This is a genomic window from Pseudomonas sp. SWRI68 (assembly GCF_014269165.1).
GTDB classification, from domain to species: domain Bacteria; phylum Pseudomonadota; class Gammaproteobacteria; order Pseudomonadales; family Pseudomonadaceae; genus Aquipseudomonas; species Aquipseudomonas capeferrum.
Genome location: NZ_JABWRU010000002.1, coordinates 270147 through 283287, shown reverse-complemented (window position 1 = coordinate 283287; position 13141 = coordinate 270147). Strand labels below are relative to the sequence as shown.

Annotated in this window: 15 protein-coding genes; 6 read left to right on the top strand and 9 right to left on the bottom strand. The window is 63.3% G+C overall.

Going from position 1 to position 13141, the window contains the following annotated elements:
- Window positions 1-17 precede the first annotated feature (17 nt).
- From HU770_RS04900 to HU770_RS04880, 5 genes are all read left to right on the top strand, one after another.
- A complete protein-coding gene (locus HU770_RS04900) occupies window positions 18-2318 on the top strand; it encodes a fatty acid cis/trans isomerase (protein WP_047581147.1) in 2301 nt (766 codons plus the stop codon).
- A 153-nt stretch (window positions 2319-2471) separates the two neighbouring features.
- A complete protein-coding gene (locus tag HU770_RS04895; protein ID WP_033699011.1) occupies window positions 2472-3506 on the top strand; it encodes an acyltransferase in 1035 nt (344 codons plus the stop codon).
- Between the two features lie 58 nt (window positions 3507-3564).
- Window positions 3565-4149: a Fe-S biogenesis protein NfuA gene (gene nfuA, locus HU770_RS04890; RefSeq protein WP_012271640.1), complete on the top strand. Its 585-nt coding sequence runs from the start codon at window positions 3565-3567 to the stop codon at window positions 4147-4149.
- A gap of 206 nt (window positions 4150-4355) precedes the next feature.
- Complete coding sequence (locus tag HU770_RS04885) at window positions 4356-4964, top strand: SCO family protein (protein WP_033699010.1); 609 nt, start codon at window positions 4356-4358, stop codon at window positions 4962-4964.
- On the top strand, window positions 4964-5452 hold the full coding sequence (locus HU770_RS04880) for a copper chaperone PCu(A)C (protein ID WP_186663176.1): 489 nt from the start codon (window positions 4964-4966) through the stop codon (window positions 5450-5452). The genes HU770_RS04885 and HU770_RS04880 overlap by 1 nt, the downstream gene beginning before the upstream one ends.
- 33 nt (window positions 5453-5485) lie before the next feature.
- Here the strand turns inward: HU770_RS04880 and HU770_RS04875 are convergent, their stop codons facing one another.
- From HU770_RS04875 to HU770_RS04840, 8 genes are all read right to left on the bottom strand, one after another.
- Window positions 5486-5713: a hypothetical protein gene (locus tag HU770_RS04875; protein ID WP_033699008.1), complete on the bottom strand. Its 228-nt coding sequence runs from the start codon at window positions 5711-5713 to the stop codon at window positions 5486-5488.
- Between the two features lie 74 nt (window positions 5714-5787).
- Window positions 5788-6621: an AraC family transcriptional regulator gene (locus HU770_RS04870; RefSeq protein WP_186663175.1), complete on the bottom strand. Its 834-nt coding sequence runs from the start codon at window positions 6619-6621 to the stop codon at window positions 5788-5790.
- Entirely contained in the window at window positions 6618-6932 is a 315-nt protein-coding gene (locus tag HU770_RS04865; protein ID WP_047581077.1) for an AzlD domain-containing protein, read from the bottom strand. Before HU770_RS04865 ends, HU770_RS04870 begins: the two co-directional genes overlap by 4 nt.
- Entirely contained in the window at window positions 6929-7630 is a 702-nt protein-coding gene (locus tag HU770_RS04860) for an AzlC family ABC transporter permease (protein ID WP_186663174.1), read from the bottom strand. The genes HU770_RS04865 and HU770_RS04860 overlap by 4 nt, the downstream gene beginning before the upstream one ends.
- Window positions 7631-7732: 102 nt before the next feature.
- Entirely contained in the window at window positions 7733-8434 is a 702-nt protein-coding gene (locus HU770_RS04855) for a hypothetical protein (protein ID WP_033699001.1), read from the bottom strand.
- Window positions 8435-8584: 150 nt separating this feature from the next.
- Window positions 8585-9679 carry a hypothetical protein gene (locus HU770_RS04850; RefSeq protein WP_033698999.1) on the bottom strand — a complete coding sequence of 365 codons (1095 nt, stop codon included), beginning with the start codon at window positions 9677-9679 and terminating at the stop codon, window positions 8585-8587.
- Window positions 9680-9705: 26 nt separating this feature from the next.
- Window positions 9706-10332: a LysE family translocator gene (locus HU770_RS04845; RefSeq protein ID WP_033698997.1), complete on the bottom strand. Its 627-nt coding sequence runs from the start codon at window positions 10330-10332 to the stop codon at window positions 9706-9708.
- 2 nt (window positions 10333-10334) lie between these two features.
- Window positions 10335-11111, bottom strand: a complete 777-nt coding sequence (locus tag HU770_RS04840) for a YqcI/YcgG family protein (RefSeq protein WP_033698995.1) — start codon at window positions 11109-11111, stop codon at window positions 10335-10337.
- Between the two features lie 159 nt (window positions 11112-11270).
- On the opposite strand from HU770_RS04840, the gene HU770_RS04835 reads away from it, so the two are divergent.
- Window positions 11271-12191, top strand: a complete 921-nt coding sequence (locus HU770_RS04835) for a LysR substrate-binding domain-containing protein (protein WP_033698993.1) — start codon at window positions 11271-11273, stop codon at window positions 12189-12191.
- On the opposite strand, the gene HU770_RS04830 is transcribed toward HU770_RS04835, so the two are convergent.
- Window positions 12176-13081: a LysR family transcriptional regulator gene (locus HU770_RS04830; protein WP_186663173.1), complete on the bottom strand. Its 906-nt coding sequence runs from the start codon at window positions 13079-13081 to the stop codon at window positions 12176-12178. The two genes, HU770_RS04835 and HU770_RS04830, sit on opposite strands and share 16 nt — an antisense overlap.
- Between the last annotated feature and the right edge of the window lie 60 nt (window positions 13082-13141).

The following is a 13141-nucleotide window of genomic DNA, read 5'->3' as shown; positions in this document are numbered from 1 at the left end:
ACCAGGACTTTTCGCACATGCTGCAACGTATTCTTGCCGGCGTCTTCGCCTTGCTCATCAGCGGCGTGGCGTTCGGGCAAGCCCCCCAGTCGAGTCCGGCCATTTCCTACACCCGGGACATTCAGCCGATCTTCACCGAGAAATGCGTGGCCTGCCACGCTTGTAACGATGCGGCCTGCCAGCTCAAGCTGGAAAGCCCCGAAGGGGCCGTGCGCGGGGCCACCAAGGTACCGGTGTACCAGGGCGACCGAAGCAAGGCGGTGCCCACCACGCGGCTGTTCTACGACGCCCACAGCGAGGGCGAGTGGCGCAAGAAGGGCTTCTACTCGGTGCTCGACAGCCAGGGCAGCCAGGCGGCGCTGATGGCGCGCATGCTCGAACTTGGGCACAAGACACCGCTCACGCCCAATGCCAAGTTGCCCGAGGACATCGTCCTGGGGATCAGCCGCAACAACATGTGCCCGTTGCCCCATGAGTTCGACGCCTACGCCGGCGCGCACCCCAGGGAAGGCATGCCGCTGGCGGTCACCGGCCTGACCGACCAGGAGTACAGCACGCTGCAACGCTGGCTGGCCACGGGGGCGCCGGTAGAGTACCAGCCGGTCCAGCCGAACCCGGCCGAGGCCAGGCAGATTGCCGACTGGGAAGAGCTGCTCAACCGCCCGGGCTCCACCGAAGCCCTGGTCGGGCGTTGGCTTTACGAGCACCTGTTCCTTGCGCACATCTACTTCGTTGGCGGGGAGCAGGGCCACTTCTTCCAATGGGTGCGTTCGCGCACGCCCAGCGGCCAGCCGGTCGACCTGATCGCTACCCGTCGCCCCAACGATCCACCGGGCACCGACTTCTATTACCGGCTGATTCCGGTGCAAGGCGTGATCGTGCACAAGACGCACATCACCTACCCAATGGGCCCACAAAAGCTCAAGCGGGTGAAGCAACTGTTTTACGCCGGTGACTGGCACGCTGCGGCGCTGCCCGGCTATGGCCCGCGTCATCGGGCCAACCCGTTCGAGACCTTCGAGGCGATCCCGGCGGTGGCGCGCTACCAGTTCATGCTGGACAACGCCGAGTACTTCGTGCGCACCTTCATCCGCGGCCCGGTGTGCCGTGGGCAGATTGCGACCGACGTGATTCGCGACAACTTCTGGGCGCTGTTCCAGGAGCCGGCCCATGATCGCTACATCACCGATGCCCAGTACCGCGGCGCCGCCACCCCGTTGCTGGCCATGCCGGGGCAGATCGATGACGTGGGCAGTGTGCTGAGCCTCTGGCACGCCTACCGCGACAAGCGCAACGAGTACGAAAAACTGCGCCGCGAAGCCTATGCCGAAATGCCGGCGCCGGGCTGGTCGACGTTGTGGGCGGGTAACGACAATGCGCTGCTGAGCATTTTCCGCCACTTCGACAGCGCCTCGGTGAGCAAAGGCCTGGTCGGCGATGTGCCGCTCACGGTGTGGCTGTTCGACTACCCGTTGCTGGAGCGCACCTATTACCAGTTGGCGGTCAACTTCGATGTGTTCGGCAACGTCTCGCACCAGTTGCAGACACGCCTGTACTTCGACCTGATCCGCAACGGTGCCGAGGTCAATTTCTTGCGCCTGATGCCGGCCGATCAGCGCGGTGCGATCCTCAGCGACTGGTACCAGACCAGCGGCAAAGTGAAGATGTGGCTCGACTATGAAGACATCGATACCGATACCCCGAGCGGCATCAAGCTCGACCCTGGCAACCCCAAGCGCGACTTCGGCCTCAAGCTGTTGCAGCGCACCGGCAGCCTGAATGCGGCGCCCGACCCGATCAACCGGTGCCAGGGTGCCTACTGCTCACGGCCGCAAATGAGCGAAGAGTTCCGCAATGCCGAGCAGTCGCTCAGCCGCCTGGTGTCGCGCCCGGCGGCGGGGCTCAAGGTCATCAACCAGCTGCCTGAGGCAAGCATGCTGCGCATCGAAGGGCAGGGCGGTCAGCGCCAGGTGTACAGCCTGCTGCGCAACCGTGCGCACAGCAACGTCGCCTTCCTGCTGGGCGAGGCTTCCCGCTATCAGCCAGGGCTGGACACACTGACCTTGTACCCGGGCGTACTCAGCAGCTACCCGAATTTCATCTTCAACATACCGACCCAGGATGTGCCGGAATTTGTCGAAGACATGGAGTATGCGCGTGATGACCCGAGCAAGTTCGAGCGCATCGTCATGCGCTGGGGTGTGCGCCGTAGCCATCCGCAGTTCTGGCAGTACTTCCATGACCTGAACAGCTACATCAAGGAGACCCAGCCGGTGGAAGCGGGTGTGCTGGACATGAACCGCTACGAGAACCTCTGATCGGTTGGCCTGACCTTTCCGGGGTAGCTGCGGTCGGAAACGGTGGGTGGTCCTGATCGACTGCAGGGGGGGCTGCTGGGCAGCCTTTCGCGGGTATTGCCCCCTCTGCGCTCGGTCACCGGCCTCAATGCACCGGCAATCGCAGGGTATTCCATGCTGTATTCGCTTCAGGCACTGCGGGCGTTCGCCGCCTGGGTGGTGGTTTGCCACCATTTCATGCAGATTTTCTTCGACTTCCACGCCAGCGGCCCGATCGGCCAACTGCTTACCGACCGGGGCGCCGTAGGCGTCGATATCTTCTTCGTCATCAGTGGGCTGGTGATCTACCTGTCGACCCGTGACAAAACCATCGAACCGCGTCAGTTCCTGCTCAACCGGGTGCTGCGCATCGTGCCGGCGTATTGGTTCTACAGCTTGCTCATGGCGGGCCTGCTGCTGGCGGCCAGCCGCTGGATGCCGCACCAGCAGTTCGACTGGCAGCACCTGTTGCTGTCGTTGCTGTTCGTGCCAGCGGAAAACCCAGGGGGGTACGGGCTCTACCCGACCTTGAACGTGGGCTGGACGCTGAATTTCGAAATGTTCTTCTACCTGCTGTTCGGCCTGGCGTTCCTGGTGCGCCAGCGCCATCACCTGTGGCTGGTGAGCGCGGCGCTGTTGCTGGTCAGTGAAGTGCTGGGCCGGCTGGGCGTGCTCAGCCATTTCTACAACAACGACATCATCTATGAATTCCTGCTCGGCATCGGCCTGGGTGTGCTGTATCGCCGGGGCCTGATTCGCGAGGGCGTGTGGATGCCGCTGGCGTTGCTCGGGGTGGCGGGGTACGCCCTCTATCACCTGGACGCTTCCCAGCGTCTGTTGCACTGGGGCGTGCCCAGCGCCTTGGTGGTGCTGGCCTTCATTGCCCTGGAACCTTGCTTCAAGGGTAACCAGGTGCTCAAGGCACTGGGCGACTGCTCGTATTCGGTGTACCTGATCCACGTGCTGGTGCTATATGCCGGCTGGTTTGCCAGCCAGCGGCTGCACTTGAACCCGTATCTGGTGTTTGCCCTGTGCGTGCCGTCCATTGGACTAATGTCCTGGTTCAGCTACCAGTGGCTGGAGCGTGGCTTGTACCGGCGAATGCAGGCCTGGCTGGCGGCCCCACGGGGGCAGGCCCCGGCTTACGTGCTTTCCCGAGTCAAATACTAGGACTTTGTGCCGGGGCCAGGTTGGCGTACACTTGGCCGCAAGTCTGTGAGGAACTTACATGAGCGCTATAACCATTACCGACGCCGCCCATGATTACCTGGCCGATCTGCTCTCCAAGCAGAATACGCCCGGCATCGGCATTCGCATTTTCATCACCCAGCCAGGCACCCAGTACGCAGAGACGTGCATTGCCTACTGCAAGCCGGGCGAAGAGAAGCCCGACGACACCGCCGTGGGTCTGAAGAGCTTCACCGCTTACCTCGATGCGGTCAGCGTGCCCTTCCTTGAAGACGCGCTGGTCGACTACGCCACCGACCGCATGGGCGGCCAGCTGACAATCAAGGCGCCAAACGCCAAGGTGCCGATGGTCAACGAGGACAGCCCGATCAACGAGCGTATCAACTACTACCTGCAGACCGAGATCAACCCCGGTCTGGCCAGCCATGGCGGCCAGGTGAGCCTGGTGGACGTGGTCGACGACGGCATTGCCGTGCTGCAGTTCGGCGGCGGTTGCCAAGGCTGCGGCCAGGCTGACGTGACGTTGAAGGAAGGCATCGAGCGCACCCTGCTCGAGCGCATTCCCGAGCTCAAAGGTGTGCGTGACGTGACTGACCACACCCAGAAGGAAAACGCGTACTACTGACGAGTACGCGTCCTTAGCAACAAACTGTTACGGATTCAACCCCTGCGACAACAGGCCGCAGCCCGTATTCAAAGGGCTGCAGGCCAACACCGCCTTCATCGGGTAGAAGCACTTGGGGTGTCATGTAAGAATGCCCCGGTTTTTCGACCGGCCCCTCCCTGGGTCGGCACCTTTCCTGTGAAGGATGGCCTGTAAAGGATGGTTCCATGAATGATCTGTATACCCGGCGCGCGGTTGTCGCTGGGATGGGCGTTCTCGGGCTTGGCCTGCTGGCCGGCTGCAGCCCGGCCCGGGGTCTCGAGTTCAAGTACGGCAAGAACATGAGCAACGAAATCCTTGGGCGCAAGTTCAACCTCAAGGACCCCCAAGGCAACCCGCGTACCCTGTCGAGCTTCTACGGCAGCATGCCGATGATCTTCTTCGGCTTCACCCAGTGCCCGGCGGTCTGCCCGACCACGCTGGCGCGCGCGGCGCAAATCAGGCAAATGCTCAAGGGCCGTGACCGTGACCTGTTCCAGGTGGTGTTCATCACCCTGGACCCGGAGCGCGACACCCCGGAAGTGCTCGATGCCTACGTCAAGGCGTTCGACCCGTCGTTCACCGCCCTGACCGGTACCCCTGAGGAAATCGCCGAGGTGGCCAAGGAATTCAAGGTGTTCTACGAGAAGGTCCCGGCCGGTGACACCTACACCATCTCTCATTCGTCCACCAGCTACGTCTACGACACACGTGGCACTCTGCGCCTGAGCCTGGGCCATTCCCTGAACGCCAAGGAATGCGCCGAAGACCTGGTCACCCTGATGGAGATTTGCTAATGGCTGTTTCACTGCAACCGTTCAAGCGCGGCCTGGCCGCCATCGCCCTGCTGGGGCTTGCCCTGCCAGCGTTGGCCGAGACCACCGTGAGTGATGCCTGGGTCCGTGCCAGCGTGCCGCACCAGCAGTCCACCGGTGCCTTCATGACCTTGACTGCCAGCAGCGACAGCAAGCTGGTAGGGGTCGAGTCGCCAGTGGCCAAGACCGTGCAGGTGCATGAAATGACCATGAACGGTGATGTGATGGGCATGCGTGAGGTCAAGGCGGTCGAGTTGCCGGCTGGCAAGGCGGTAACCCTGGACCCAAATGGCTTGCACGTCATGCTGATGGGCTTGAAGCAGCAGGTGAAGGAGGGTGAACAGGTGCCTCTGACCCTGCTCATCGAAGACGCCAAGGGTGGCAAGCAAACGCTGCAGGTGCAGGCGCCGGTGCGCCCGCTCAACGCCGAGGCTGGCGGTGGGCATGACCACATGCACATGAACCACTGAAATACCGGGGGCCGCATAGCGGCCCCAGTTCATTCAGCTGCGAAAGCGTGGCAGCGGCCTGTCCAGGGTCAGCGAGGTCAAGGTCTTGCGTACCTGGGCTTCGTCGGCCTCCAGGGCCTTGAGGCTCGCGCGAATCTTGCCGGCGACGGGCACATCGCCCTGCCGGTCGATCCAGTCGGCGATCTCCTTGCAAGCACTGCTCAGGCAGGCCTGACGCTGGTTCATCAGCGATATGAGGGTGGTGAGCTCTCTTTCGGACATGGCAGGATCCTCCAATTCAGCCCTGTCAGTGTAGCAGTGCCTGACCCGTTTGCCCGGCCAGTTCTGCGGCCTGCCTAGCTGTGCAGGCAGGCCTGTCGATAGGCCCCCGGCGTCACGCCATAGGCCTGCTTGAACTGCCGGCTCAGGTGGCTTTGGTCAGCGAAGCCCAGGCTGAATGCCACCTCGGACGCCGCCAGGCCGCTTTTCAAGAATTCCCGGGCTCGGGCCAGGCGCCTTTGCTTGAGCCAGGCATGCGGCGGCAAACCGGTGGCCTGGCGAAACACCCGGGCGAAGTGGAAGGGCGACAGGTTGACCGCAGCCGCCAGGGCTTCAAGCGAGGGCGGGTCGGCCAATTGGCTCTCCAGCAATTCGCGCGCACGCGCCACCGCCAGGGGCTCGAGGCCGGGTGCTGATGGCTCGGCGCACTGCCCGTGGCGTTGCACCAAGGCCAGCACGGCATGGCGCCAGGCGGTCTGCTGCTCCAGCGCACTGGCAGCCGATTTGGACAGCTGGTGCAGCTGGCTGAAGGCCAGCGCCAGGGCCGGGTCCTGGATCACACTGTCCTTGAAGCTGGGCATGCCGTGCCGGCCGAGCTCCAGCTCCTCCAGCACGCCGGTGACCCGTTCATGTTCTGGGTAGAAGCCGCGATAGCGCCAACCGGCTTCATGGGCAGTGGCGCCGGTGTGCAGCTCGTCGGGGTTGATCAGCACCATGCTGCCGACCGGGGCCAGGTGCTCGCTGCCACGATGCCAGAAGCGCTGGGCGCCGGACTCGATCACGGTGAACACATAGCCTTCGTGCACGTGCGGGGCGAAGCGTTGCTGAAAGTACCGCGCGTGCAGCATCTCGACGTCGCCCAGCGCCGGCGCCTGCCACAGGTGTGTCTGTTCACGCAGGGGCGTGGTCATGCCAGCCAGCTGCGCAGGAGGAAGAAGATCAACATGCTCACCAGCATGCTCAGCAACACGCTGCGGGTCAACAGCACCAGGGCGACGGCCACCACTGAGCCCAGCAGATACGGGTTGAGCAGGCTCAGGTTCAGGTGATGGTCAGGCATGAAGATGATCGGCCCGCAGATGGCGGTGAGCATGCCCGGCACCGCAAACCCGAGAAACTGCCGGGCGTTGGAGCTCAGGCGCAAAGGCAGGCGCGGTTCGAGAAACGCATAGCGGTTGAGGAACACGATGGCGCCCATGGCGAATATCAGTAACCAGGTCATGCACGGCCTCCAAAGCACTTCTGGCAAACGAAACCGGCGCTCATGCCGAGCAGGCCTGCCGCCACCAAGGCGGTTTCCCAGTGCCAGGCACTGAACAGCACCGAGCAGAACAGCGAAACGGCCACACACACTACCGTTGCGAGGTTGCGCACCAGGGGCGCGATCAGGGCGACGAAGGTGGCGACAATGGAAAAGTCCAGGCCCAACTGGTCGAGGTGCGGAATGTTCTGGCCAAGCACGATGCCGGCCAGGGTGAACAGGTTCCAGGCGACATAGAAGGTCAGGCCCACGCCCAGCGCGTACCAGCGGTTGAACTGTTGCTGGTCGTAATGGCTGGTCAGGGCAAAGAATTCGTCGGTCAGCAAAAAGCCCAGGCCCAACCGCCAGCGCAGTGGCTGGTTCGACAGCACGGGGCGCATGGACAGGCCGTACAACAGGTGCTGCGAGGTCAGCAGCAAGGTGGTGAGCAGGATCGACGCCAGGTTGGCGCCGCCCTTGAGCATGCCAATCGCCACCAGTTGCGCGGCACCGGCAAAGACGATAGCCGACAGGCCTTGGCCTTCCCAGGCACTGAGGTTGGCTTCAATGGCCATGGACCCGGCCAAAAGGCCCCAGGGGGCCACGGCCAGGGACAGCGGGAGGATGGCGATGGCGCCACGCAGAAAGGCTTGGCGGGCAATGTGTGGGCTGTGGGGCATGGTGGCTGCAACGCGTGTACTCGGTTGCGCAGCATGCCAGAGTGGTAATGGCGATGGCTTGAACGATCTTGCTGGTTTGGGCCCTGTTCGGGCTCAAGGGCGTTAGCGATGGCTGGCCAATCCGTGTTGCGCTGTCACGCACCCGTTGATGTCCACGGCCTTCTGCAGCAAGGTCTGACGCTGTTGCGAGTCCAGGTCTGCCAGCAGCCGGTACACCTCGGCCTGGTAGTCGCGCTGACGCCCCCACTGCATTTCCAGGCCCTGCGGCTGGCTGCGGCTACAGGCCAGTCGCGTGGCAGGTTGCGGGTAGTAGGGGGCGTACTGGGTGGCCATGCTCGGGATCGCCTCCAGTGCAGCGCGATACTCCACGCTGGCGTTGTAGGGCGGGCACCAGGTGGCGATGGCCGGTGCCGGAGCCGCGAAGCCTTGCTTGAGGCTGGCTACCAGCAAAGGGCAGGCCGCGTCGGGGATCTGCCCGGCGGGCAAATAGGTCATGTAGTAGAGCGCCAGCCGGTACTGCGCCACCGGGTGGCCCAGCGCCACTGACTTTTTCAGCAGTGCCACGGCGGTAGGCAACGTGTGGGCAAGGGCCTGGCCCTGACGGGTGAGTTCCGGGTCGCTGCCCAGGGCAGTGCGCAGTGAACTGGCGCTGTCATCTTGGCTGTCGGCCTGTTCCAGCAGCGGCAGGGCCTGGCGGTAGAGCAGGTCGGCATGAGGGTCGATGCGCACGTCAAGCGCTTGCGCAGCCAACGGCATCAGGGCGATCAACAGCGGGGGCAGGATGACCGCGCGACTCACAGGCATGCCTCGTGAAAAGCGCAGTCACGGCAGGCGGCCAGTTGTTGATGGACGGCTTCGATGTTCATGACAGGTACAGGTGCGCCTCAGGCGGATCGGAACGACGACGTATTCTAGCCACCCAAGGGCCCTCGCCGAAAGACCAGCAGGCAACTGTCAGACGAGCTTGATGGGTGTGACCTTGCGCTGAGCGTGTTTTTCCTGGGCCAGGCCCAGCTTGGCGGTAATGACCTTGGCCAGGGCATTGTTGCCCAGGTCGTTGAGGTGCAGGCGGTCGACGAACAGGTCGGCGCCGAATACCGGCGAGCTGCTGAGCATGCTGTTCATGTCGTAACAGGGTACCGGGTCGGCCTGGCTTTTGATGCGGCGAAAGAAGGCCATGTGCAACTGGCTGTCAAAGACCCCGTCGAGCAGGCGGTCGAAGTTGGCCGGCTGTTGCTCCAGCGCCGTCAGCATGGCCTGCTCACCCTCAGGCAGGGTTTCGCGGCACCAGGGCAGCAGTGGCTGGAGTATGAAGGTGAGGGTGGCATGGCTGTCTGCCAGCAGACGCTCCCATTGGCGCAAGGTGCGGCCGATGGTGTCGGCCGCGCGGGCCAGTCGCTTTTCAGGGGGCGATAATGGCCTGGCGACAGGCGCTACGGGCGGGCGCGTGGTCAAGGCTTGGCCAAGCCGTCGCCAGAGCGATTGCGGGCGCGGGGCCACAGCAGGCGGCATGCCGTCGCTGTAGCTGTTCAGCGTGTCGCGCAGGGCCGTGGCGTGAAGCGGGTCGTGGGGGCTGGCGAGGACTTCGCCAAGGGCTTCATGGGCCAGTGTATTGAGGCCGCTGAGCACCACCACATGCCCCAATTGGCCGAGCCGATGCTGGTGGGTGAGGAACATCAGCAGCTCCTGGCCGGCATTGAGCCCGCAGCCGGCCAGGTTCAGCCAGACTTCACCGGTCAGCATCGACAAATGTGAAGCCACCGTATGTTCGTCGCAGCTGGCGCCGATACCCAAGGCGGTAGAGCCCCCCACCAGCAAGTTGATGCGCGGCGCCGCGCCGCGCTCGGCCGCCGAGAAACGCTTGCCCGCACAATGGCTGTAGCGCAGGCCAAGGGCATCGGTGTTGATAGTGCCGGAGCGATAACCGCGCTCGTGCACCTGCAGGGTGTGTGGCGCACGGTGGTTGCCTAGTAACAGAAAGCGCTGGTAGTCCTGTTGCAGCGGCGAAGGAGGGCCCGGGACAGGCGTGCTGGTGTCGGTCGATCTCATGGGCACTCCTTCGCGTTGTTGCTGGCTCAGGCCGCCAGTTCCTTGAGGTTGTAAAGCAGGCCGCCCGCTGCGATCAGCAACAGGGCGACGCCCGAAGCCAGGCTGATCAGGCGGTTGCTGCGTTGCGAGGCGATCTTGCCGATAGCGAAGATGTACAGGCTGAGCACGGCGAAATCGATGGCCACCCACAGCAGCGACAGCACCACCATGCTCTTGCCGAACGACTCGGTGATCTGGATGAACTGGGGGAAAAAGGCGATGAAGAAGATGATGTCCTTGGGGTTGGAGATGCCCACCATGAAGCCTTGCAGCAGGCCGCCGCGCCCAGGCCCCTGTGTCTCGTTCGCCGCGTCCGACGCCGGCGCCTGCAGGGCTTCCTTGAGGGTGCACACGGCGATGTAGCCGATGAACAGGCAGCCCATCAGGCTCATGCCGCTGAGCCAGGCCTTGTCGATGGCCGCGCTGGTCAGGATGATCCAGGCTGCCGCGCCTATCAGTACCAGGGACGCCCAGTTGGTACCCACGGCGGTGAACATGGCCTTGCGCGAGCCGGAGGCGGCAGCGGTGTTGACGATCAGTGCTACCACCGGGCCAGGGGTGGCGATCAGCAGCAGCACGGTCAGTGCATAGGTGGCGGTCAGTGCGGTATTCACGGTCAATTCTCGATCAGTGTGTCGGCGGGTACATGGGCGTGGAACGGGCAGCGTGACGGGTTGAGCGAACCTGCCTCCTGCAGTTGGTACTGCTTCCACTCGTAGTTGTCGGCATCGCCGAAAGCGCCAAGGGTGTCGGGCATGACGCCGTCGTTATAGTGGGCCACGCGCTCGCGGATGCGGGCACGAATACGCTTGCCACTTTCAGTGCTGGCGTTGGCCACTTCGTCGAAGTTCTCCCGGGGGTTGATGACGAAGGTGATGTGCGGGCCCAGGTTGCGGCTTTTCATTTGCCGGTGGCCCGGGAAGTTCATGTTGATGAACAGCGGCATGCCGGCGTAGCAGAACGACCAGCCGTTATCGTCCGGGTCGGAGGGTATGGCCTGCGGCCATGGATGTGGGTCGCGGGCATGGACCCCACGCAGCACCTTCCAGGCCAAGGCCTGTTGCTCGGCGAGGGTGTAGTCGCCAGGGGTTTCGAGAAACACCACCAGTGGGCTGCCGATGCGCTGCTTGAGCGGAATCGGTGCGATGGTGCGCACATAGTCGGCCAGGCCCTGAGCGATGTCATCGGCCAGCTGCTCGGCGCGGGCGAAGAGGATGTGGCAGGTCTCGCTGGCGACCGCCTTGCGCCCGAACAGGCACGGAAAGTCGGGGCTGGCGAGAATGCCGCGAAAATGCTGTATGGTTTTGTACGTCCAATGCTGCGTGTTCCGGACATGTTCAGTGGCCAGCTCTAGCGCATCCAGGCGATAGCAGTTTCCATAACCCGTAAACATGATTTCCCCAGGTTTCCAATTAAGTAACGTTCCAGGCATATGCAGGCAGAATCTTGGTTATCTTTATTATTTACATGCATTTTCTGAGACGGACTTAACGTTGTAAAACGCGTGGAACTATGACCTACTATTAGTCTTACTCATGCTTCGGACGTCGCCATGTCGGAACGGATTCAGGCTCTGCACGCCTTGCGTGCTTTCGAGGTGGCCTCTCGTTATGGCTCCTTTACCCGTGCGGCGGAGGAGCTGGCACTGACCCAAGGGGCAGTCAGCCACCACATCAAGACCCTTGAGGCCATGTTCGGCTGCGACCTGTTCGAGCGCCGTGGCCCGAAACTGAGCCTGACCGAGCACGGTCGCCTGTTGTCCCAGGAGCTCAAGGTCGGCTTCAAGATCATCGAGAATGCCTGCGCGTTGCTGCGTCAGGACCGCTACGGCCTGCGCCTCAAGGCCCCGTCCACGCTTACCATGCGCTGGCTGCTCAGGGCACTGGACGGGTTCAAGAAGAACGACGACAGCTGCAGCGTGCAACTGTCGAGCGTGTGGATGGACATCGACAGCGTGGATTTCTATTCCGAACCCTACGACTGCGCCATCCTGCTGGCCAACGGGCGTTTCCCCGCCGACGTCGAGAGCTTCAAACTGTTCGATGAATGGCTGATCCCGGTCTGCCACCCCGACTACATGGCACAACCGCAGCCCGACCTGGGCGACCTGCGCCAATGCGAGTTCCTTCACCCGTCCCCGGACCGACGCGATTGGCGGCGTTGGCTGGCGCGCATGGATGCGCTGGACATCAGCATCGACCAAGGGCAGGTGTTCGACACCCTCGACCAGGGCATCTCGGCGGCTCAGCAAGGGTTGGGCATCTCGGTGGTGGACCTGGTGCTGGCCACCACCGATCTTTCGGCAGGGCGCCTGGTCACACCGTTCAAGTACGCGGTAGCCACGGGCGACGGCTATTACATGACCTGGCTCAAATCCAGCCCCAAGGCCCGGCAGATGCACAAGCTGCGAGATTTTCTGTTCGGCCAGGTACCGCCGCTGGCCTACAAGGACATCAACTACTTGTATGGCTGAGGGCCGCCAGGCAATACCCGTTCGAGCATGAAGTCGATGAACACTCGCAGCTTGGGCGGCACGTGGCGCCCCGACGGCCACAGCAGGTAGAAGCTGCCACGCCGTTCCATGAAACTCTCGAGCACGCTCACCAGTGTGCCTGCGGCCAATTCGCGGCGCACGCTGAAGTCTGGCAGGCAGGTGATGCCGCGGTGGTTTAGGGCAAAGCAGATGCGCGTCTCGACGTGGTTGCACACCATCGAAATGGGGATGTCATAGCCTTGGTCGGGGTGCTCCTGGCGCAGCGGCCAGACCTCCAGCTTGCCGTTGCTGGGGAAGCGGTAGTGTAGGCAGGCGTGTGTGCTCAAGTCATGCGGGTGGCTGGGCGTGCCGCGCTCGCGCAAGTATTCGGGTGATGCCACCAGGCGGTGCTGGAAGTGGCCGAGGAATTTGGCATTGAGGCGTGAGTCCAGCGGCTGGCCACCCCGCATGACCACATCGAAACCCTCTCCGACGATATCCACCATGCGGTCGGTGAACTCCAGGTCCAGCTCAACCTGGGGGTACAGCGCCATGAACTCGGCCAACGCCGGCATCACCAGCCCGGTGACCTGGGGCAGGCTCACGCGCAGGCGGCCGCGCGGGGTTTCGCTGGCCTGGGACAGCGCCTGCTCGGTCGCTTCGATTTCCGCCAGGATGCGCCGGCTGCGCTCTAGAAACAGCGTGCCTTCGGCGGTCAGGGTGATGCTGCGCGTGCTGCGATGGAACAGGCGCACACCCAGGCGACTTTCCAGCCGTGCCACGCGCTTGCCCACGGCCGAGGCAGTGATGCCCAGTGACTGACCGGCAGCGACGAAGCTGCGGGTTTCGGCAACCCGGTTGAAGACCACGAAGCCGCTGAGGCTGTCCATGACATGTTCCTGATTGCGGACATTGATGTCCGGGGTGAGCGGCATTGTAACCGTCTTTTT